Source organism: Pinibacter soli (assembly GCF_029961145.1).
GTDB classification, from domain to species: domain Bacteria; phylum Bacteroidota; class Bacteroidia; order Chitinophagales; family Chitinophagaceae; genus Pinibacter; species Pinibacter soli.
Genome location: NZ_JASBRG010000007.1, coordinates 420,833 through 443,416, shown reverse-complemented (window position 1 = coordinate 443,416; position 22,584 = coordinate 420,833). Strand labels below are relative to the sequence as shown.

The window sequence follows — 22,584 nt, the reverse complement described above, 5'->3', positions numbered from 1 at the left end:
TAGGGACTCCCTGTGCTTTGTAATCACGGGCCGCTTGTTAAAAAATCTTGATAATGCTACTTGCGGTAAGTATGTACCACCGTTCCTTTCGGGAAAGCTTTTACCTCTGCCAGCGTTAAGTAAAGGGGTACTGAGAGACCGCTGAAGATTGGAAATCCTGCACCTAGCGCCACTGGGTGAATCGCAAGCTGGTACTCGTCAATGAGGCCGGTTAGTATAAGATTTTGAATAAATCCGGCGCCGCCAATAGCAACTATCGGTTTCCCGTTTTCAGCTTTCAGTGCGCTGATTTCCTCCGCAAGATCGCCGTCGAAAACCCGGGCGTTGGTCCATGAATCTGCATTGGGTGACTGGTTCGCAGTTGTAGTATTTACCGCATCGATACTCTTAAATCCTTTTATTGTAAAAACTCCTTTAGGTATGTTATTCATCGGTTCGGCAAACGGCCCCGTGGCAGTAGGCCAGTAAGGAGCCATTGTTTCAAAAGATTTTCTGCCCATGATAATAATGCCCGCTTCTTTGATAACTCCAACACTCCACGCTGATGACTCCTCGTCTCCGGTCTTAAAGATCCAATCTCTCTCGTCATTGGAACCGCTCACGAAACCATCGAGCGACATCGACATCTTCACAATTAACTTGCGCATAAGTTTGATTTGTTTCACAAATGTAGCTCACACATCCTGAAACCGTGAGGGGCAAAAACGTCAATCTGTGGGGCAATTGTGTCTCAAACTGATTTACCATTGTTTAAGATTTTCTTCATCATAATATCCGTTTGTTCATCTTCGCCCAGTTTAAAAATGTGTTTGTCAAATTCAATAAATCCATTCTTTTTATAAAAGCTGATGGCTCTTGGATTTTTTTCCCAGACGCCCAACCACATATAGTGCAGATTTTTTTCTTCCGCCACCTGTCTCGCTTTTTCAAATAGAACCTGTCCAACACTTTTGCCGAAATATTCCTGCAAAACATAAATGCGCTCGATCTCCATGCCGTTGCTATCCTGTAATTCAGTTTGTGCATTGCTGAAGTTTAGTTTTACATAACCAATTATTGAATTATTCAGCGTGGCAAAATAGAAAGTTGAATACGCGTTATCCAACTCTTCAGAAAGCTTGCCGAAGGAAAGGAACTCGCGTAAATATTTTGCCATATTTTCTTCAGTATTGTATGCCGCAAACGTTTCTGTAAAAGTTTGTATGCTTATTTTTTGAAGATCAGCTACATCGTTTTTAGTTACGGGTTTTATCTCTATGTTTTCCATTGCTTGATTTTTTGAGTGGAAAAAAGAACGCAGATTTTCATGATTGTCATGAGGTTTTCTGATAGGAAAATTGGGGGTCGGATTGAAACACCATCAATGGGCGGGTAGTTTGTGCCATACCCAATGCCGGTCTATTCTTGTTCCTTTTGAGATTACGCTATCGAAAGTATGTTTATAGTTGTCTACAATCAAAATGTTATCTGGCAAATAGTCTAGAAATTCTTTTCCGCCCTTTAGTTCTATTATAAAAATATTACCAAAAGTAGGTTTTGAAATTCCCTCTATTCCAACACTGTCCATTGTTTTGGTCCTTGCCTTAAAATAGTCGAAAGGATTTGTACTTATAAATATAGAATCTGGTTCAACAGCACTAAACAGCACATCATGTTGCTCATCATAATTGTTATTGACCCAGGATAGTTTAATGTCAATCAGTCCGTTCTGATTTAAAATCATATGGATGTTCTTCGGAGGCAATTTTATTTTCATTGGAAAAAATCGGCTAAAAACGAACCTGTTGGAAATCCAGATTCTTTCAAGGCTATCCGAAACAAGAAGGGCGTAATCAAAGTTTGTTCTGTCCGGGAAACTTCGCTGATAAGTAAAGCTAATATTTCCAGAGTCGGCCACTCTCCAATAGTTATTTCCACCGTTGATATTCTTTTCAAACTTCACGGTATCAAGTTCTTTTATCCTGTTGCTGTCAAAATAATTGATTACCGACAACAGCCGTTGCGGAATTTCTTCTTTTTTACCGGGAGTTTGGCAACCCACCAGGATTAGGAATGCAGTCGTTATGAATAAATATTTCAACATGATTGTATGAAAAACAAGGGTTTGCCCAGATGACGACTCTAAAAATAATATTTTGAAATCAATTCAGAAATGTGTCGCCGGAAGGTTATAAAGAACAAGCGCTTCTAATTGCAAGTTTATATATCTTCGTGACAACACGACAATAACTCATATGAAACTAGTTGCACTATTACTGGCAGTGTCTTTGACTGTCACCGCGCATTCGCAATCACAAAATACTATCAACAGCTACAAGTATGTTTTAGTGCCCCAGCGATTTGATTTTTTGAAATCGGATAATCAGTATGGGGTGAACATGCTTACAAAATCTTTGCTGGAATCGGTAGGGTTTTCCGCTTACCTGACGGATGAAACGTTGCCGGCAGAAGTAGCTGCCAATAAATGCAGTGCGTTAAAAGCGGAAGTTGTAGAGAAGAAAAAGTTTTTAACGACTGTTTTAACGCTGCTGTTGAAAGATTGCCAGGGCAATGTTGTTTTTAAAAGCGTTGAAGGGAAAAGCTCCGAAAAGGAATGGGGCACTGCATATTCAGAGGCCTTGCAAAACGCTTTCGTATCACTTCATAATGCACATTATAAATACGATAGTACCCTTGCAGCACCGGCGGCTGTGCAAACAGGGGTGGGCGCTGTGCCTGCAGCAGCCGTAGTTGCAGTTGGCGTAGGTGTGCCGGCTACAGTTACTGAAAATGGTAATGTCTTATATGCGCAAGCCAATCCCAATGGCTACCAACTAATAGACACCACTCCTAAAAAAGTGATGACACTTCTAAAAACTTCCCAGCAGGATAGTTTTATTGCAGATGACGGTATCTCTAAAGGCATTGTGTTCAGGAAAAACGGCGAATGGTTCTTCGAATATTATAAAGACGATAAACTTGTTTCGCAGAAACTTACTATAAAATTCTGATACAGCTTATGATCCTTAACCCTGGTCATTAATTGCGTAAAATGCCCGATTAAACCCAATGAGACCTCTTATAACCCTATTCTTTAGCATCATTCTGTTAATGGCATGCACCTCCTACGCGCAAACCAGTCAGTCGCCGTCTTTTATGCAGCGAGGTGAGCTGGACTCAATAATGCTTTTGCAAAGGGAAAGAATTACCGGGCGACTCGATAAGCAGGATTTATTTCATTCAACGCCCGCAAAAATGGCCGGGTTACGTGCCGGTCCTGCTTCTTTCATAGGACAATCAATAAGTCCCGCTTCGTTAAACGGCCCTATTCGCAGCGATTGTAACGATACTTCCGGAAGATTTTTTTTACAACAGGATGGCATTGCTTTGTTTTTCAACAAATCAATAAGAGCGTCGGACAATAATATCCTGATCTGCGGCGAGTTCCAGGACATGAACAATAGTTACAATATCGGCGGAATGCTGACAAAGGTGGACGAATGGGGCAATGTGCTGTGGTCCAAATATTATGACAGCACAGGAAAAAAAGCCAATAGCAACGAATGGCTCAATTATTATAAAGTGCTCGAACTTAGGGATAACTCCATTCTTCTAGTGGGTAGCACTGTGAATCGCACAACGGGCAATGATGATTTGTTGATTTCCAAAACAGACGACAAAGGCAATTTGCTTTGGACAAAAATATTTGCTTCAAGACTATGGGAAAATTATCACGGGAGCGGCGATTATTATTATGTACAACAAATCCTGCAAGACCCTTCCTCTGACGATGTTTTTTTTATCGGGCCAAACTGGCTCGCAGGGCATACACTCATAAGGTTGAACACGAACGACGGACATATCGTTTGGAGCAGGTTATACCAGAGCAAAAACTTTTCCTACGACAGGCCTTTTGGTCTTGATGTAACTGCCAATGAAATAATCACATTCAGCAAGTCGTCAGTAAACAACGAACTCTACCTTACTGCATTCCGCATCGACAAAAACAAAGGCGATACTTTGCAAACGAACTATTTTAAAATAACTGACACGGCCGGCAGCAAGCCCGGATTTTTACAAAACGAAGAGGTCACGAAACTGAACAACGGTCATTACATGATAAGCGGCGCGCCGTACGGTTACTACCAGTACCAATGGAACGGTGTAACCCCGTTTTATCAAATGTCGTTTGGTGAGTTCGACGAGAAGCTAAACCTTGTCAGCACTTACTCTTTTAGAAGCACCGTGCAACCCAACATAAATTCCAGTTACAATACAATTTATCCTGATGGCAGTGGTTTCTTTATCATGAAAAATGATATTGATAACACCACATCAGACATGTATTTTGTGCAGTATAAAGGCAAAAGCCTTTTGAAGCAAAGAAAGCGCAGGTACGAAGTGGAATTGGTTCCCTATTCGTCTAATTCCCTTCGCATGGATGATGGTGGCGATTTGGACATAAAAACAAACTACAATTATCCCGCGGGTATTTTTAAGCTGGAGTTCATGAAACTGCACCTTTCCGACACAGCATCAGATTGTTTGGGCTACAACGATAATTCACTGTTCGTGCAGCCATTTACAGCACAATGGGCTAAGTGGTCGCTTGATTCAACGGGAGCAAACGTGTTTAGTGAAAGCCAGTTTAAAGCATACAGGGCTTTCAATGCCAGCCTGACTTTGCAGCCCGGTTGTCAAAAGATAGCGCACTGCGATACGATATCGATGGTCTTTCAAAAAGACACTGTTTGTGTAAACGAACCTTTGCCTTTCCTTGTCAGGAAAAATCCGGCATGTGGCGCTATTCCTTTTTTTGACTACGACACAACAGCGGTTAAATCATTGTTACAGGTTAATGATTCGACCTTTCATTTCACTTTTAAGAAGTCATGGGAAGGCTTTGTTCATGCTTCGATCAATGGCTGCAAGACGTTAATGGACTCGTCAAAAATTACGGTAATGGCGGCGCCTGGGAATGTTTACCTGGGAGCCGATAAAGAAATATGCCCTGGCAACACCATCACCTTAAATGCACATAAAGGATACGCTTCTTATAAATGGCAGGACGGTTCAACTGACTCAATATTCCAGGCAACAATGGCTGGGAAATACTATGTAACCGTGGCAGATGCCTGTGGTAATACATACAGTGACACATTGTTGATCACTGATCATGCGCCTGTTCCCATGACGCTGGGTTCCGATATGAGTATTTGCAAAGGCGATACGATTTCCATTACTGCACCTGCCGGTTTCAAAACATACGAGTGGATGGTTAACTACAATAGCCTCCAGCTTGCAGCAAATATTATGAGGGTATTTCCTGCAAGTGATACATTGTATGCAGTAAAGGCAATTTTGGAATCCGGTTGCTATGCAACAGATTCTGTGCAGGTCACGGTAAAACAGATCAACAAGATAAACCTTGGAAATGACACCAGTCTTTGCGAACAGCAAACGCTATTGATGGATGCCGGCGCGGGATACGACACGTATAAATGGAATACCGGAGCCACTTCCCGCAGCCTGACCGTTTCCACAGCAGGCAGCTTTATTGTAACGGCTTACCTGAACGGATGTAAAACAGCAGACACTTTGCAGGTTAAACAGATCAATACCCTGCCATATTTTACATTAGGCAATGATACAACGCTGTGCACCGGACAAACGTTGATCTATGACTTCAAAATTAGTAACGCTGCTTATTTATGGAACACCGGAAGCAGCTCCAACTCGCTTTCAATTACATTGGCCGGAACCTATTGGCTGCAGGCATCCCGCAATGGCTGTATGTTTAGCGACACCGTTAAAGTAAAAAACATCACAACGCCTTTTGTAAGCTTGGGCAATGATACCACATTGTGTGAAGGTGACATTAAAATGCTGCATGCTTACAATCAAAACGCACAGTATAAATGGCAGGATGGGAGCAGAGCTGCGGATTATGTTATATCAAAAGCAGGAATATACAATGTTGTAGCGTCCATCGAAAATTGCGAGGCAAAAGACGAAATAAAGATTCAGTACCTCGCTCAGCCAAAATTCAACCTCGGCAATGATACTGCAATATGCAAAGGCTCAGCCATAACGTTGTCGCCCGCATTAAACACGAAGGCAGATTTTCTGTGGCAGGACAATAGTACGATGCCGTATTTCACTGCTTCTGGCGAAGGAACTTACTCTTTAAAAGCCACCAACATTTGTGGGTCATACAACGGCACGATACGTATTGGCACTGTTCTTTGTCTGCTAAACATGCCCAATGCCTTTACACCAAATAATGATGGCAATAATGATGTATTCAAGGTGAAATATGTTTTCCCCGTTCAATTATTTACCATGGACATCTACAATCGCTGGGGACAAAAAGTGTTTACAAGCAACGACATAAAGAAAGGATGGGACGGATCTGTTAACGGATTGCAGGCTCCAACGGGCAGCTACATCTGGACGATCTCATTAATAGATATCGACGGAAAAAAACAACAACAAAAGGGCGTTGTCACTCTGTTTAGATAATACGCGGAAAAGGCTATGAATGGAACCAAAACAGGATTTCTCAACAGAGGTAAAATAACTTTGCACTTAAACTCGCGAAAAACAAAAAGCCTGTAGATGCAAAGTTTACAGGCTTTTTGTTATGAACTTTCTAAATTCTGCAACGCAATAATTTGCACGCTTACTTCACCCCTTTAAGTCTTTTCAATGTAGCGACCATTACATCTACATCATTGCATGTGTTGTAAAATGCCAATGAAGGACGTACAGTGTTTTCCAAACCGAACCTTCTAAGGATTGGCTGCGCACAGTGATGGCCTGTGCGTACTGCAATACCTTCCTGGTTCAGTGCTTGTCCTACCTGATCATTGGTGTAGCCGTTCAAAGTAAATGAAAGCACGCTGGTTTTATCCGCTGCGGTGCCGATTAATTTTAACCCCGGCACTTGCTTCATTAGCTGAGTAGCGTACTGCAACAAGTAATGTTCGTAACGATAAATGTTGTCAATACCAAGATGCGTTACATAATCCAGAGCAGCACCCAAACCCACTGCATCTGCTATGTTGCCGGTTCCTGCTTCAAAGCGGTAAGGTGCATTTTGAAATTGAGTACGCTCAAAAGTAACGTCCTTTATCATGTTGCCGCCCCCTTGCCATGGTTGCGTTTCATTTAGCAAAGCTTCTTTACCAAACACAACACCTATCCCTGTTGGACCAAATATTTTATGGCCGGAAAATACAAACCAATCTACGTCTAACTCACGCACGTTTACACGAAGATGTGAAACAGATTGTGCACCGTCGAGCAATACTTTTGCACCCGCCTGCTTTGCCATTTGTATAATTTGTTTTACAGGCGTAACAGTGCCCAATGCATTTGACACTTGCGTAAAAGAAACCAGTTTGGTTTTTGGATTCAGGAGTTTAGCATATTCATCCAGTAAAACCTGTCCGTCATCATCCACAGGAACAACGCGGATCTTCAGCCCTTTTTTTGCCGCAAGTTGTTGCCAGGGAACAATGTTGGCGTGATGTTCCAAGTGCGTGAGTATAATTTCATCGCCTGCTGCAAGATTTTGTTCGCCCCAACTTTTCGCAACAAGATTTATCGCTTCGGTTGTACCTCTCACGAAAATGATTTCGTTAGGCGAACCTGCACCGATAAACAGCTGCACTTTTTTGCGAGCCTCTTCATAAGCATCTGTGGCACGCGCCGCAAGTGTGTGCGCAGCACGATGAATGTTGGAATTTTCGTGCTCATAAAAATAACTGATCCTGTCAATTACCTGTCGCGGCTTTTGCGTGGTAGCTGCATTGTCCAGCCAGATAATCGGCTTACCGTTCACACGCTCATTGAGTATTGGAAAATCTTTTTTGATGATATTGGCATCAAAACCCCATGGCAGTAGTGTAGAAGTGGAATACGTGCTCTTGGCAAGGACAGGCTCGTTGATCAATGGCTGCGTGCTGTTTCCCGTAAGGTGATTGTCTGGTAAAAAATAAAAACCCGGTACTTGTTCATTGCCTGTAGCAGGCAATTCATAGCCAGCAGGATATTGATCAATAGCCGGTTGTCCGAAATTAAAATCATTGAATGGGACATGCTCATCAAAACCTACACCATATTCTTTCAAAATAATTGCCGGAGAAAACATACTGTCGCCCGGAATATTTCTGTTGTCATTCCCCGATAAATTAGGATCATGAAAACTGGTTTGCGGATCCTCAAAATCAACATTGTTGCCGTGGTGTATGGTTGATGGCGATGCGCCGCTACCTGCCACCGAAAGAGGTACACCCCCTTCACTGCTGCTGCGGGACACGAGTGGTGGTTCAGTCGCAACCGGTTGTTTAAAATGGGAGTCATTAAACGGTGTATACTGATCAAAGCCTACGCCATATTCTTTCAAAACAGTTGCAGGAGAAAACACGCTGTCGCCCGGAATATTTCTGTTGTTGATCCCTTTCAAATTAGGATCGTGAAAACTTGTTTGCGGATCTTCAAAATCAACATTGTTGCCATGATGAATCGTTGACGGAGACGCGCCACTGCCAGCTACAGAAACAGGCACACCGTCACCATTGCTGTTGTAAGCCGGTAGCGGCGGTTCTGGTGCTGTATTGCCGAGATCAATAAAATTAGCATAACTTCCTACAGAGGAAGAAGCGCCTGAACCCGCCACAGACGGCTGTTGCAGCGGAACAGTTCCCGCCATGGGAGCAACCGGCACCAATGATGACTGACCAATCAGTGTGTCATAATTTGATTCCTGTCCTGCATAAGGTGGGCGTTGTGTTGTGTTGAAATCCCCTTGTTGTGACGCAGGCACTTCTTTAAAATATTGATTTGCCAATTGCTCCAAAAAAGCAATGTCCGGCAAACCATTGGGCTCAATATTTGTACTCATGGTATTTGTCTATTTCAACGTCTTCTAATACTGCAATAGCATCATCAACCAATACGGCCAATGAGCAATACAATGAAACCAGATAAGAAGCGATGGCCTTGTCGTTAATGCCCATAAAGCGTACAGACAATCCCGGCGATTGCTCGCCCTGCAAGCCCGGTTGAAACAAGCCGACAACACCTTGTCTGCTTTCGCCTGTGCGCATCAGAATGATCTTTGATTTATTTTTTTCTACAGGCAGTTTATTAGAAGGAATCAATGGGATGCCGCGCCATGTAATGAATTGCGAACCGAACAATGACACAGTTGGCGGAGGAACTCCTCTGCGTGTACACTCACGGCCGAATGCTGCTATGGCCAAAGGATGCAGTAAGAAAAAGCCGGGCTCTTTCCATACCAGCGAAATCAGTTCATCAAGATCATCCGGAGTGGGTGCACCCGTGCGTGTTTTAATGACCTGTGATTTGGCCACACTGTGCAGCAACCCATATTCTTTGTTATTGATCAACTCGCTTTCCTGGCGCTCTTTAATTGTTTCTATTGCAAGGCGAAGCTGTTCGCTGATTTGATTATAAGGTTTGCTGTACAGATCAGAAACTCTGGTGTGCACGTCCACAATGGTTTGTACCGCAGCGAGATTGTACTCTCTCGGATTTTCAATATAGTCGACGAATGTTTGTGGTAACACACGCTCGTCTCGTGCGGAACAATCTACCTCAATGGCGGTTCCGTCTTTTACTTTGTTAAGGCGGTAAACACCTGACTCTACACCAACCCAACTCATCATTTTTGTAAGCCAGCGGGGACTGATGGTAACCATTTGCGGAACGGTACGGGTGGCAATTGCGAGCTGCCGTGCTGCTTTGTCGCCGAGCGCAGTCTGTTGGTAAGTTTGTTTAGGATCTGCCATGTAATTTGTATTTATTATTAGTAAAAAAAGCCTTTCTATATACGATCAAACGAAGACAATGCAGTGTAACAATTGAATTGAGGATAGGTTTGAGCAAACGATATTATTCTGACAACCGTTTAGGCGAGCTATGGTTTTTATAGTGAAAGTTTTCAGCTTTACCTGTTTTAAGATAAGAATAAAAATCGTTGTTTAAAAGTAATACGAAAGAAAAAAAGGCTGCACACGTAATGTGTACAGCCAGTCGTTTTGGTTAATGGTAATTGAGCTATGCTATGATGGAATTTGTATCTATTGTATATCCGGAGCAGGAAGTAAAACGCCTCCAAACAATAACCAGGCCCAGAGCAATGTCCATAGAATATTAAACAATTGGGCGCCAATGAAAGCAAGTGCCGGACGGCCACCATCCATTTTGTACAGATCCGAAAATCTTGCTTCAAGACCGATTGAAACGAATGCGAGGGCAAACCATATTGTACGCAAACTGCTGAAGATGCCAGATACCTGTTTGCCTGCTTCGATTGGAATAATGAATGAAAAAAGGAGAGACGCTGCAATAAAACCAATCACAAATTTTGGAAAGCGTTCCCAAACTAATTTTAAAGATGGTTTTTCTGCGTTCTCATTCACGCCTGCTGTTTTGCGCCATACCCACCATCCGGCGATGAAAAATGCCGCTACACCTATCAGTACATTCTGTGAAAATTTAATGATTACACCTGCTTTAGTGGCAGTGGGGCCAACCAATTCAGAAGCAGCCGTTACAGAAGCAGTAGTATCAAGCGTGCCACCGAGCCAAGCGCCGCCCACTACCTCTGATATGCCTGTTTCTCTTATGATCCATGGCATGAAAATAAGCATAGGAATTGCGACAAGAAGGACCAGGGTGGTGACATACGATAACTTCTTTTTATCTCCGCCGATCGCTCCGCATGCAACGATAGCTGCGGACACGCCACAAATGGAAACCGCAGAAGCAAGTATCACGCCGAACTCATCATCCACTTTTAATTTACGTGACAACCAAAGTGCGAAGAACCAAACAGCAGCAACAACAAAGATCGCCTGCAGGATCCCCGGCAATCCTGCTTTTATAATATCTGTGAAGAGAATGCTAGTGCCAAGAATTACGAGCCCTGTTTTAATGAAGAACTCCGACCGTGCAGCTTCTTTGATCCAGTCTGGCAGTTTCGTTAGATTGCCTAACAACAAACCCAACATCAATCCGAATACAACGTATTCTATGCCATAAAAACTAATTGTCTTATTGCCGGAAACCACCAGCGATACAAGTGCAAGCAGGTAAATGAATAGAAAGCCGGTAATATATCTGCGTACATTGCCTACGGAAAATAAAATTGCAATAGAAGACAATGAGCAAAACACCGCAGCGATAATAACAAGCAGGAACAGATTGTTGAAAGACAAAACTTTTGTCAGCAGTTCTTGTGAATTGGACCACTGAAAAACGGGTGTTTTAAAATGAAAGTCAGGCGAAAGAAAGGCGCTTGTAAGAATTCCTGTAACCAAAAGCCCCGCTATGATTACGGCCCATACATCTTCATGGAGCCCCTTTAAGATGTTTCTTTTTGCCGGAGCAGAAATCGAGAGTTCCGGCGATAAAATATTACTGTTGATCGTTTCGTTTGACATTTGCTTTGTTGGTTGTTGTATCCTGAGAAACTGACGATGAGTTATCGTCGGATAATCGTTAAGGATGATTGTACAAATATGGGTTCAAATCTTTTTACTCAATTGATGGTTGTAAAAATAGTTTGTTTTTTACATAAGTCTACTATTTTAATAGACTATATTTTTCAGAACAGATCTTTCAGTACTCTGCTTGCTGCGTTGTATCCACACATGCCATGCACGCCGCCACCGGGAGGAGTAGAGGCAGAACATATGTAAATACCTTTTGTTGATGTTCGGTACGGCGAATAGCGTAATGCGGGCCTGGTAAATAATTGACCTATATCAGTGGCGCCGCCGATCACATCGCCTCCAATGTAATTGGCATTGTATTGCTCAAGTTCACTTGTGTTGAATGTGTGCCTTGCGATGATCCGCTCTTTAAAACCAGGCGCAAATCTTTCCACCTGCTTCTCTATTGCTGCTGTCATATCTTTGGTAGAACCATTTGGTACGTGGCAGTAAGCCCATGCAACATGTTTGCCCTCGGGTGCACGTGATGAGTCAAACAAACTCTGCTGCGCCAGCAATACAAAAGGTTTCTCAGGGTGTTGCCCCTGCCAAGTTGCTTTTTCGTTAGCCGCGATCTCCGTCAATGTATTGCCGATGTGGACCGTACCAGCCAGCCTGCATTCTTCTGCAGTGAAAGGAATGGCGCCATCGAGCGCCCAGTCTACTTTGAACACACCCATGCCATATCTGTATTTCGTTAATTGGGATCTGTATAGTGACGAAAAATTATGTCCGGCGATTTTCAACAATTGTTTTGGAGAAACATCAAACAACACGGCACGTGAAGATGGCAATTGTTTCAATGAACTTATCGGTGTATCTGTTTCTATTTTTCCGCCCAGCGATAAAAAATAAAATGCCAGCGCATCTGCCAATGATTGCGAACCGCCTTTTGGCAAGGGCCAGCCACCGGTATGTGCAGCAGTGGTAAGCACCAGGCCGATAGCTGATGTAGTAAGCCGATCAAGCGGCTGAACGGCGTGTGCCGTTAAGCCCGCCCATAAAGCTTTTGCTTTTTCAGTTTTAAAACGCTTCGCAAATTGAGTGGCTGGTAACAGTGCTTTTGTGCCAAAATCAACAAATGAAAAAGGCGCCTCCGGAATGTGCAATGGAGCCATCACATCATGCTGGATCGATTTCCATTGCTTTACCAGCTTTCCAAAAACTTTTAGATACACTTCTTTGTCCTCATTCAACAATTGTGCAGTTGTTTCAAGAGAACGGGTGAGAACCGCCGCTGTACCGTCATCAAGTGGATGTGCAGCGGCCACTGGCGGTTCTATCCATTCCAGTCCAAAAGCCTCCAAAGGCAATGTTTTAAAAAATGGTGACATGACAGCCATTGGATGTATGGCGGAACATACATCGTGTTTGAAACCGGGCAATGTGAGTTCCGCTGTGCGCATACCGCCACCTATTGTTTTCTTTGCTTCGATCAATAGCACCGATAGCCCTGCCTGTTGCAAAGTAATTGCTGCCGCGAGACCATTTGGGCCCGCGCCTACAACCACTGCGTCATAGTCCTTTCTTTCGTTCATCTTATTTCCATTTTTCCGGTTTAAACAAAACCCTGCCGTCCCTTTTTATGGCCCAGGCTGTGATGGGATTCAAATGATAACCGCCCATATCGTTTCCGCGGGCATCCGTCAATTGTTGCAGCGTTGGTTGCGTATAACCCGTCTCATCAATGGCCCTGCTCATGATTTCTGTTTCATGTCCGTTCCATTTCCACAAGAAACGAAAACGTGTATGAGCTTTGTCCAGTACTGGTTCCTGTAATGTTGCAGAATACCATTTTTTTCCCGCATCAACACTTACTTCCACTGTTAAAATTTTTCCACGTCCGCTCCATGCGAGTCCTTTTATTTCTACCCAGCCTTTATCTAACTGTACCGGATATGCGGGAAATGTAATGATAGAGCGGGCATCCATGTCAAAACTGAATTGCCGTATTTTTCCATCTTTGATATTCTCGGTGTATTTTGATGTTTCCTCTCTTGTCATAAATGGCTGATCAGATACTTCAATGCGCCTGATCCATTTCACATTCGTGTTGCCTTCCCATCCCGGCAAAAACAGACGGGCGGGATATCCTTGCTGAGGACGTAGTGCTTCACCATTTTGTCCGTAAGCAATCATAGCGTCGTTCCATCCTTTGCTCATTGGAATGCTTCTTGTCATTACCGCCGCATCAGAACCTTCTGCAAGAAACCAGGTGGCTTTGGGGCTTGCACCCACTTCTCTGAACAGAGTGGAAAGCATTACGCCCGTCCATTCACTCTGACTTGTCAGTCCGCAAATTTCCTGCGGTGTCATTTCTTCTTTTCCACTTCTGAAATTGCCCGAGCATTCAAGGAAAGCGATACGTGAAGCTGAAGGAAAACGTTTGAGATCATTCAATGTAAATGTCATCGGCCTTTTTACCATGCCATGAATAACGAGCTTGTATGCCGTTGGATCGATAACAGGCACGCCGCCATGATGCCTTTCGAAATGCAGGTCAGAAGGAGTGATGACCCCATAGAGACTTTGCAACGGCGTACGTGATGAGGTGTCTGAAGTTTTTTTAGCGAGTTGCTCAAAAGGAGAACGCGTACCTAATGCACCAGGCGGCGGTCCCTGCACTTTTGTAGGATCAGGAGGAACGGAGACATGCTTGGGAACAGCGGCCGGCACGAGCTGTCCTGTAGTAGTTTTCACCAATGCGATAACGGCACTTGCCGCCACTGATCCCAGCAGCAGTCTCCTGTTTATTTTTTTACTATCGTTAAACGAATATTCCTTTTCTTCTTTTGGTCTTTCCATGTCAAAGCTGTTTTGCATAGTGTTCTTATCTAACCTCCGGGCCACCGCGCCTGTCGTCGTTCACATAATATTTTCGTGCAGGCATCACTACCCCAGGCAGGCTTCTTGCATCGATGATCTTCGACGAATCGATGATCTTGTTGCGGTACAGAAGATATGCCGTGAGGCTATACACTTCATTATCCTTCAATGAACCCGGCATATTATAAGGCATCGTGCGGCGTATGTAATCAAACAGGGTAGTAGACCATGGCCAATAATTGCCGATTGTCTTTGTTTTAACGGTATCGCCCATTGCAGCTACAAGACGGGCATATGCGCCACCTTCTCCATCCTTGCCATGACATGCAGCGCATTTCTGTGTGAATATTGCTTTGCCTTCTGTTGCATTGCCGGAGCCTTCCGGAAGGCCCTTTCCATCGGCACGTACATCTATGTCCCATTCGTTTATTTCTGCGCTGGTTGCTTTTCTGCCTATGTCAAATGTTGGTGGCATCTCTGTAATGATCTTCACATTTATCACGCTGTCTGCATGTTGTCGCTTTGCCGCGTGTTTGTTGTAGACGATCATTTCATCTTCCTGCTTGTCTTTGCATGAAACGATGAATACCACGGTCAGGAGTAAAAGCAGCATATTGTGTCTCACTAGGCCTTTAATATTTTCCAGCCTGCAGGCTGCTTTCAGTCAATACATAATTCCTGTTGATCCTGTCCAGCACTATGTAAATAGAATCTTTATTTTCGTTAATGCCACTAAGAAATATTCTTGAGCCGTCTTGCGTATCGTATTTCAATACCATGCGGTTCCTGTTTTCATTGTTACGCACGTTTTTTAATTCTCTCTTTCTTCGTGTAGTAACCGCATTCTTGTCTATTTTGTAGATTTCATCGCCAATGTTGGCAAGGGCTTCTTTAGGTATCCAGTTATCCTCTTCTCTGGCTTTGTTTTTATTTAACCTTCCTTTGCCTTTCTCCGTGCGTTCGTTGTTGACCAATGGGTCAGGATCGCCGGTGTAATCGTCTTCGCCGCCACCACGTCTTGCTTTGTACTTATCCTGCAGGTACAGTGTTTTGTTCACTTCATCTGCGTAGTAATGAAATACTCTTTGTCCGCCGCCAACACCGGTCAGTTCAAAAGTGCGATGCAGATCTCTTTGCGGACTTCCGCCTCCATTAGAGAGATCAAGCGGGTTGGGTTTGTTCACTCTGAATGTAAGCGTGGTCCAGTTTTCGAAAGTTGCTTCGTTCCATCTTGTAGTATCGGTAGGTGAGTACGGGATAACCTTGTTATTAATTTTGAATTCCGTTACTGTGTAATTTCCCCTCAAAGTTTTAACGCCAGCAACAGATGGTTGTTTGTACGGGTCGTATCTCCAGTTGATGAACTGCAGATAGAAAAGCACAACAAGGAAAATAAATATTGTCGCGCTTTTGAGTGAAATGCGTGTTATACTTAGCCATTTTGGAAGAACAGGATAAAAATTTACCGGAACAGTAAAACGTTCCTGTATAAAAAGGCGATATATTTTAGGAAGATCACTGATCAATAAAAAGCCAGACAGCAATACAAAGTAGCTGCTGTAGCCATGTACACCGCCATCATATGCAAAGTTCACGTACACGATATCACCCAAAGCGCCGAATAGCAGTATAGCTCCTAATGTTGTGGTGCGTCTGAAAAACAGCAATGTGCCTGCTGTCAATTCTATAACGCCTGCAAACACCTGGTACCAGGGTACAATGCCAATTGACAGCCAGTATATTTTTTGAGAAGTGAGATCTCCAAAATTAGTATTGAGTACACCGAGTGAAGGGTAAGGCATTTGAACAGGAAACAGTTTGGTAAAACCAAAACCTATAATGCCAATAGCTGCTCTGTACCGAACAATGGCGCGGAGCCAGTAATAGGCAGTGTTGTATTCCTGTCTTTCTTTTTTTAATGCCTTAGCAGAGAACGTCCAAACCAGTGCTCCTGCAATGGAAAACAGCAGTGTATTGATCCACACTGCATAACCAAGCAATGAGCTTCCAAATATCTTGTTGCCAAACCACGTAATGCCTGAATTAAAACGTGCGATATCATAAAGGTCGCGGTAGTGTAGGCTTGTCCAGTCAATATGGGCAACGAGTTTGTACCAGCCCCAGCTATTGGGAATAGATAGGAGGATAAAAAAGATGAATGCTATGCGAAACAGGAAACGTTGGAAAGGTTTCCATGCAGCAAGATTTTCTTTCTGCTGCTTACTGTTCGCAGCTGCAGATGGCTCCTGTAACAGTGTACCGGTGTTTGGTGTAGTTCTGATGGCTTCTATTGTTGACATGATGTTGTTATTTATTGGTGAAACAGTTGATCAAAGCTTTAATGCTTTGCCACGGTTTTGTTTTGTTGCTTCTTTCAACAAATATTTTTTGTCGATCTTATCCAACACGACATATAGCGAATCATTGTTTTGATCTGTACCCGCTAGAATAATCTGCTTGCCGTCTGTTTTCGTATAAACAAGATGAAGCGTTTCGTTTGCATAGTTTTTGTTTCTGTTATGCAAAACGAGCGAATGGCCTACAGTGTCAGCATCATAGCTATAATAGTGTCTGCCACCGGAACCTTCAAGTTCATATGTTCTCAGACTGTCTGCTGCTGTGATACGATCCTTGTTGGATGAGTCAACTTGCACCGGCCTGTTAGATCGGATACTTACTGTATTCCATGTTTCAAACACAACATCTTTCCATCTTTTTGGATCTGTTTGCGAGTAAGGAAGTTCCTGTCCATTCACACGATACTCGCTTACATTATAAAGCCCGCTTACACTTGCAAGACCTTTGGTGTTGGGATATTGATAACTGTCTTTGCGTGCGCCTGACCATGTTTTTGCGCCATACAATATCACGAAGAAAAACAGCAGGAAACTCTTCAGACCAATACTTGCATATTTTTGCAGCTGCATTTCAGAAGCAGGAACATACGTAACTGGTGCAGTTGGTTTTTGAAGAATTAGCAAATTGAAGATTCGCTGTAAGTCGTGTGCAATGACAAACAAGGCAAGTGTGATCAGGTAAAAACTATATACCACTTGCCCGCCATCATACGCGATGTTTGAAACAAATACATTGCCTGTAAAGATCAATATCAGGAAAGCACCGATGGATGCAGTTTTTCTTGATATCAGTAATAAACCAAAAGTTGTTTCTACAAGGCCGAGAAAAAATTCATAAGATGGAACGATACCTAAACTTAGCGAAAACAATTTCCATCTGTTGAAATCGCCATAGGCCGTATTCAAATTGCTGAGCGACGGATAAGGTGATTGCAGATTGAACACTTTTAATAAGCCGTAAGCTACAATGGCGATGGCTAAACGATAGCGTACAACAGTGCGGATCCAATAATAAAGGCGATCATAGTTGGTTGTACGGTTCTTGTCTGCGATCGTCCAGGCGGTTGCGCCTATCACAGCAATAAGAAAAATGAACAACCAGTTACCAAACCCGTCGCCTGTAAACTGAGGCGTGTAATGGGCCAGTGTAAAGATGTCACCGTAATGCAGCGATGCCCAGTTGATGGAAAAAAGTTGCTGATAGAACTTCCAGTCAACAGGAATTGCTTGTATGAAAAAGTAGATGAAAAAAATGCGAAACACTATCTTTTCAACGTTTGTCCATGCGGGAGAACCGGCAGTAGTGGAGGCTGTAGTCATAATGATGAACTTTTAGCAATTGTTAGGAATATATTTTAATTATAACCCGGGTTTTGTTTAAGTGCAGGATCCAACAGTATTTGCTGGTTTGGTAAAGGCAGAACGAATTTGGTTGTATCAGTTACGCCCAGCACTGCAGCTGCTCTGTTGGTTCTTACGAGGTCGAACCAGCGGTGTGGTTCAAATGCAAATTCCACGCGACGTTCATTCTCTATAGCCAACAATACATCTGATTGTTTGGTGGCTGTGCTGGCATCCAGGCCGGCTCTTGCACGAACAGCATTCAAGTCAAACAAGGCACCGTTTGATCCGGTAAGAACATTTTGCTGGGCTCTTGCTTCTGCTCTTATGAGAAATAATTCCGCAATTCGTATTACATACGAGCCGGAAGAAGTGGTGCTGCCATATAATGTGCCATACCAGCGGTTCTGGTTGTCTTTTGCGACAAGCACACTGCGGTTGCCGCCAATGGCAGTAGTGTTTACCAACGCAACGAATGCATCATTTGGAGCCCATTGTCTCGTGCCACCCAATGTTTGCGGTAACCATTGACCACCGTGACCATTTGTTTCCGTAGTCCCATTGTAGTAAATTTCAAACACTGATTCTACTGTACCTCTTGCGCCGTTGGCAAAAAATGAACTGTAAGGAGATTTTAGCTGATAGTTGGTTACATCACTGATTACTTTCGTCGCGTAAGACTCAGCATTGGCCCAATCTCCCTGGTAGAGATAGTAGCGAGCTTTCAATGCCCAAACGGTCTTTACAGTGGCGCGATAACGGTTGGTCGCAACAGGAAGCAACGCTTCGGCTTTATTCAAATCATTAAGCACCTGTGCATATGTTTCCTGTTTGGTACTTCTTGCAATGCCAGAATTGTCAGCGGCAGTTTTGGTGGGTTTTAAAATAAGTGGCACACCGCCCCAGGTACGAACAAGATCAAAGTAGGCAAGTGCTCTGAGGAAATATGCCTCACCCAATAATTGGTTTTTGTTGTCTTCGCTGACATGAGGATCCTGTAACGCGGGCACTTTTTCGATCACATTATTTGCACGATTGATAGCGACATATATTTGACCCCAGGCCGAACTGATGGTAGGGTTGTCGGCTCTTACATTGTGATTGATGAATTCCTGCACCTGTGATTGCGAGCCTGTCCATTGGATGTTGTCTCCGGAAAGATAGCCGATTGATTGAAAAGTGGTGCCGTAGTAACTGCCGCTTGCAAATGCATTGTAAATACCACGCACTGCTTCCGTGGCAGAGGTGACATCAAAAATCGTTTGCTCGTCTGAAACGGATTCCTTTGGCTGTACATCCAAAAATTTCTCGCAGGATGAAAGTGAAACAGAAAAGGCTGCCGCTAGTATATAGTTAGAAAATTTCATGATGATATTTTTTTGCTGGCATGCGCCAGGTTAATGTTCAGTTTAGATACCTACATTGATACCGAATTGTACGCTGCGCGGTTGTGGTGGCGTGCCGAGGTCTATACCCGGTTGGTTCTGGTTGCTGTTCGCGCTTGATTCAGGATCAGGTCCGCTGTATTTTGTTATGAGAAACAGGTTGCTACCGGTAACGTATAACCGAATATTACGCAGGCCGATCTTCTTAACGAATGTTTTAGGAAATGAATAGCCAAGCGTAACGTTGCGCAGGCGAACAAAACTTCCGTCTTCTAACCAGCGTCCGCCAGCATCCAGGTAGTTGTTTACGTTCACACCATCAGCTTTGGGAACATCAGTAATATCGCCGGGTTTCTGCCAGCGTGCAAGATCACTTGCGAAGATTACCCTCGCAGCATCTCTTGCGCCGCCGCCTTCACCAAAGAAGCGGTTGTGATTGTATGTTTTGTTGCCATATTGAAAGGAGAAGAAAATGTTGAAATCAAAATTGCCGAACGTCAGGTCGTTACCCAAACCGCCGAAGAATTTTGGCCATACACTTCCCATGATCTGCTTGTCGCTTGTCTTGGGATTCATGCCCTGCGTTCCATCTGCTTTCTGGTAAATTGCGTTACCTGTTTGCGGATCAACATACAATTGTTTGTACAGATAGAAAGAATACATTGGTGATCCTTGTTGCAGCAAAATGAGGTTGCGGCTGCCATATTGCAAAGGACTCGCAAGCTTTTCAATCTTGTTGATGTTTTGCGCCACATTGAAATTAGTCGACCATGTAAAATTCTTGTTCTGAATATTTACACTGTTGATCGTAAGTTCAAATCCTTTGTTGCTGATCTCTGCCGCATTGCTCCAGTAAGTGCTAAAGCCCGTAGTAGCAGGTCTTGGCAATTGCAGCAATCCATTACTGGTGTATTTGTAGTAGTAGTTCGCTTCCAGCGAAAGTCTGCCGTTGAAAAAGGAAACGTCAGCACCAATGTTGAACTGGCTGGTTTTTTCCCACTGCAAATTGTCGTTTGCCAATTGTTGTGGCGCGATACCGGCAGTGTCTTTATAAGACGATCCTCCTGTCCACAAACCTTGCGAAGCAAAATCTCCAATACCGTTTTGATTCCCTGTGATGCCATAGCTCGCTCTTAGTTTGAGGTCGCTGATCACGTCAACATCCTGCAGAAATTTTTCCTGCTTAACTCGCCATGCCGCACCTACAGAAGGGAAGTAGCCCCATTTTCTTTCAGGACCAAACTTAGAAGAACCATCTGCACGAAGACTCGCATTGATAATGTACTTATCATTAAAATTATAATCCACTTTTCCAAAGAAAGAAGCGAGCGTGTTCTGGCTCCAGTTTTGTGTTCCTGTGATTACAGAAGCTGAGGAAATTTTTGTGAAGGAATTATTGGCGAAACCTTTTCCATCCAGGAAAGTTCTTTCGTAAGTATTGCTTTGTAGTGTATTTCCGACAAGTATACCGAAGTTGTGCTTGCCCAATTTTTTGCGATAGGTAAGTGTTTGTTCATTCACCCAACTGGCATTGTCCGATATGCTGGAAGTGGCGTCGCCAGAAGGACTTCCTGCGATTAGCATGCTGTTCCAATATTCGGATTCTTTGTAGTTGTCATAATCAACGCCCCAGCTCGTACGGAATTTCAGATCCGGAAGAATTTGCACATCTGCATACACATTGCCGATATATCGTAAGCTAACCGCATTCACATCATAGTATTGCAACAACAATGTAAGATTGTCAAATCCTGCACGACCCACCAGTACTCCCTGGTCGTTGGTAGGAGGCAGGTAAGTTGGTGTGTGCAATGCCGCTTGCAAAATACCACCGGCAGGACCGTCGCCGGCTCTTCCCTGGTTTCTGTGCGTGCGGGTTAGTGTGTTGCTGCTACCAATCTGCACAATGGAACTGATCTTATGATCGATATTGAATTTGAATGTGGCACGGTCAAAACTGATCGGACGAAGAATAGATTCCTGGTTGTCATAACCCGCGCCAAGATAAAATCTTGTGGCTTTATTACCAGACGCAACAGAAAGATTGTAACTGCTAAGATTCGCTGTATGAAAAGCTTCACCGAGCCTGTCGTATGTTTTCTGTAGTTCAGGCGTGCCGCGGGCAGATGATGCTGCAGGATTCCATACATCACCAGTAAACGGTTGTTTGCCGCCAATGTTAGCGTAATATTCATTTACCAGTGTGGCATGCTCAGGGCCCGTAGTTAATTTCCACAAAGGAGGCGCCCATGCATACCCGTGTGACGCTTGTGCATTGATGCGTGTGCCATCGCTAAAGTTGCCGCGTTTAGTCGTTACAATGATAACACCGTTTGCACCACGGGAACCATACAGCGCAGAAGCTTCAGCATCTTTCAACACTTCGACGCTTTCGATGTCCGCAGGGTTGATGTCTGCAATGGGCGACGTTGATTTGCCACCAGTGCTCACTGTTTGCAAGCTGGTGCTGTTTACAAACACACCATCAATTACGTACAGTGGCGTGTTATCTGCATTGATAGATGTGGCACCGCGAAGGCGCACCGTTACACTTTCTCCGGGCACTCCGGTTGTTGTGGTGGTTTGCAGGCCTGCAGCTTTACCTTGCAGTTGCGCATCGAACCCACCAGCTGGTATATCTCTGAGCTCACTGGCATTTACTTTGGTTACGGCCCCTACGAGATTCTTTCTTTTTGATGTACCATAACCCACTACAACAACTTCCTCCAGCCCTTTGGATGTTTCTTTAAGCTGGATTTCGATCGTGTTTGAAGTTACAGTAACCTCTTGTGTCTCGTATCCGACGTGTGATACAATAAGTATGTAAGGAAATTTTTGACCTGTTCTGAAATTGAATCGCCCCTCATTGTCGGCAACAACTTCATGCGTTGTACCTTTTATTTGAATGTCTGCGCCGCTTAAGGGGAGATTGCTTTTGCGATCCAGTACTCTTCCGTTAAGAGTAGAATTAATTAGAGGTTCAATTTTTTGGGCGAAAATCAGAGATAGGACAGACAGGAGCAATAGCCCCGTCAGTACATATTTTTTCATTATGTTTGCTTTGGTTATTAGTAATGAGGCCGCGAAGCCTTGTTATTTCCGGGCCAGGACTGCGCGAACAGTTCCTGGCTTTTTTATGCTTACGACACGATATTTTTTATAAGAAAATCC

15 protein-coding genes are annotated in these 22,584 nt (G+C 43.7%); 2 read left to right on the top strand and 13 right to left on the bottom strand.

Translation table 11 applies throughout. From position 1 onward, the window contains the following. Positions 1-56: 56 nt before the first annotated feature. From QJ048_RS12780 to QJ048_RS12770, 3 genes are all read right to left on the bottom strand, one after another. Positions 57-647, bottom strand: coding sequence for a dihydrofolate reductase family protein (locus QJ048_RS12780; protein ID WP_282334752.1), 591 nt, complete (start codon positions 645-647; stop codon positions 57-59). 83 nt (positions 648-730) lie between these two features. Next, a complete protein-coding gene (locus QJ048_RS12775; RefSeq protein ID WP_282334751.1) occupies positions 731-1,267 on the bottom strand; it encodes a GNAT family N-acetyltransferase in 537 nt (178 codons plus the stop codon). 93 nt (positions 1,268-1,360) lie between these two features. Further along, positions 1,361-2,083, bottom strand: a complete 723-nt coding sequence (locus tag QJ048_RS12770; protein ID WP_282334750.1) for a hypothetical protein — start codon at positions 2,081-2,083, stop codon at positions 1,361-1,363. A gap of 151 nt (positions 2,084-2,234) precedes the next feature. Between QJ048_RS12770 and QJ048_RS12765 the strand changes: the two genes are divergently transcribed. Together QJ048_RS12765 and QJ048_RS12760 are read left to right on the top strand one after the other, a co-directional pair. Next, positions 2,235-2,990 (top strand): hypothetical protein, encoded by a 756-nt coding sequence (locus QJ048_RS12765; RefSeq protein WP_282334749.1) that lies wholly within the window; start codon positions 2,235-2,237, stop codon positions 2,988-2,990. A 58-nt stretch (positions 2,991-3,048) separates the two neighbouring features. Beyond that, positions 3,049-6,501, top strand: a complete 3,453-nt coding sequence (locus QJ048_RS12760) for a T9SS type B sorting domain-containing protein (protein ID WP_282334748.1) — start codon at positions 3,049-3,051, stop codon at positions 6,499-6,501. Positions 6,502-6,661: 160 nt separating this feature from the next. Here QJ048_RS12760 and QJ048_RS12755 read toward each other — a convergent pair whose 3' ends face one another. The 10 genes from QJ048_RS12755 to QJ048_RS12710 all read right to left on the bottom strand — a co-directional run bounded on the left by QJ048_RS12755 (position 6,662) and on the right by QJ048_RS12710 (position 22,464). Next, the gene (locus tag QJ048_RS12755) at positions 6,662-8,887 is read right to left on the bottom strand and encodes a family 2A encapsulin nanocompartment cargo protein cysteine desulfurase (RefSeq protein ID WP_282334747.1); all 2,226 of its coding nucleotides are present in this window, start codon (positions 8,885-8,887) and stop codon (positions 6,662-6,664) included. Then, complete coding sequence (locus tag QJ048_RS12750) at positions 8,871-9,797, bottom strand: family 2A encapsulin nanocompartment shell protein (protein WP_282334746.1); 927 nt, start codon at positions 9,795-9,797, stop codon at positions 8,871-8,873. The genes QJ048_RS12755 and QJ048_RS12750 overlap by 17 nt, the downstream gene beginning before the upstream one ends. Positions 9,798-10,088: 291 nt before the next feature. After that, positions 10,089-11,453, bottom strand: a complete 1,365-nt coding sequence (locus QJ048_RS12745) for a YeiH family protein (protein WP_282334745.1) — start codon at positions 11,451-11,453, stop codon at positions 10,089-10,091. Positions 11,454-11,617: 164 nt separating this feature from the next. Next, the gene (locus QJ048_RS12740; RefSeq protein WP_282334744.1) at positions 11,618-13,042 is read right to left on the bottom strand and encodes a phytoene desaturase family protein; all 1,425 of its coding nucleotides are present in this window, start codon (positions 13,040-13,042) and stop codon (positions 11,618-11,620) included. A 1-nt stretch (position 13,043) separates the two neighbouring features. Further along, a complete protein-coding gene (soxC, locus tag QJ048_RS12735; protein ID WP_282334743.1) occupies positions 13,044-14,309 on the bottom strand; it encodes a sulfite dehydrogenase in 1,266 nt (421 codons plus the stop codon). Positions 14,310-14,334: 25 nt separating this feature from the next. Continuing rightward, positions 14,335-14,943, bottom strand: coding sequence for a c-type cytochrome (locus QJ048_RS12730; protein WP_282334742.1), 609 nt, complete (start codon positions 14,941-14,943; stop codon positions 14,335-14,337). 19 nt (positions 14,944-14,962) lie between these two features. Then, complete coding sequence (locus tag QJ048_RS12725; protein ID WP_282334741.1) at positions 14,963-16,630, bottom strand: hypothetical protein; 1,668 nt, start codon at positions 16,628-16,630, stop codon at positions 14,963-14,965. Positions 16,631-16,660: 30 nt separating this feature from the next. Continuing rightward, positions 16,661-18,007: a DoxX family protein gene (locus QJ048_RS12720; RefSeq protein WP_282334740.1), complete on the bottom strand. Its 1,347-nt coding sequence runs from the start codon at positions 18,005-18,007 to the stop codon at positions 16,661-16,663. Between the two features lie 35 nt (positions 18,008-18,042). After that, positions 18,043-19,395: a RagB/SusD family nutrient uptake outer membrane protein gene (locus tag QJ048_RS12715; protein WP_282334739.1), complete on the bottom strand. Its 1,353-nt coding sequence runs from the start codon at positions 19,393-19,395 to the stop codon at positions 18,043-18,045. A gap of 42 nt (positions 19,396-19,437) precedes the next feature. Further along, complete coding sequence (locus tag QJ048_RS12710) at positions 19,438-22,464, bottom strand: SusC/RagA family TonB-linked outer membrane protein (protein WP_282334738.1); 3,027 nt, start codon at positions 22,462-22,464, stop codon at positions 19,438-19,440. Positions 22,465-22,584 lie beyond the last annotated feature (120 nt).

Coding starts and splice junctions, on each gene's coding strand:
- QJ048_RS12750 (WP_282334746.1), bottom strand. CDS start 9,797: ATGGCAGATCCTAAACAAACTTACCAACAGACTGCGCTCGGCGACAAA.
- QJ048_RS12760 (WP_282334748.1), top strand. CDS start 3,049: ATGAGACCTCTTATAACCCTATTCTTTAGCATCATTCTGTTAATGGCA.
- QJ048_RS12775 (WP_282334751.1), bottom strand. CDS start 1,267: ATGGAAAACATAGAGATAAAACCCGTAACTAAAAACGATGTAGCTGAT.
- QJ048_RS12725 (WP_282334741.1), bottom strand. CDS start 16,630: ATGTCAACAATAGAAGCCATCAGAACTACACCAAACACCGGTACACTG.
- QJ048_RS12730 (WP_282334742.1), bottom strand. CDS start 14,943: ATGCTGCTTTTACTCCTGACCGTGGTATTCATCGTTTCATGCAAAGAC.
- QJ048_RS12765 (WP_282334749.1), top strand. CDS start 2,235: ATGAAACTAGTTGCACTATTACTGGCAGTGTCTTTGACTGTCACCGCG.
- QJ048_RS12720 (WP_282334740.1), bottom strand. CDS start 18,007: ATGACTACAGCCTCCACTACTGCCGGTTCTCCCGCATGGACAAACGTT.
- QJ048_RS12745 (WP_282334745.1), bottom strand. CDS start 11,453: ATGTCAAACGAAACGATCAACAGTAATATTTTATCGCCGGAACTCTCG.
- QJ048_RS12710 (WP_282334738.1), bottom strand. CDS start 22,464: ATGAAAAAATATGTACTGACGGGGCTATTGCTCCTGTCTGTCCTATCT.
- soxC (WP_282334743.1), bottom strand. CDS start 14,309: ATGGAAAGACCAAAAGAAGAAAAGGAATATTCGTTTAACGATAGTAAA.
- QJ048_RS12780 (WP_282334752.1), bottom strand. CDS start 647: ATGCGCAAGTTAATTGTGAAGATGTCGATGTCGCTCGATGGTTTCGTG.
- QJ048_RS12740 (WP_282334744.1), bottom strand. CDS start 13,042: ATGAACGAAAGAAAGGACTATGACGCAGTGGTTGTAGGCGCGGGCCCA.
- QJ048_RS12755 (WP_282334747.1), bottom strand. CDS start 8,887: ATGAGTACAAATATTGAGCCCAATGGTTTGCCGGACATTGCTTTTTTG.
- QJ048_RS12770 (WP_282334750.1), bottom strand. CDS start 2,083: ATGTTGAAATATTTATTCATAACGACTGCATTCCTAATCCTGGTGGGT.
- QJ048_RS12715 (WP_282334739.1), bottom strand. CDS start 19,395: ATGAAATTTTCTAACTATATACTAGCGGCAGCCTTTTCTGTTTCACTT.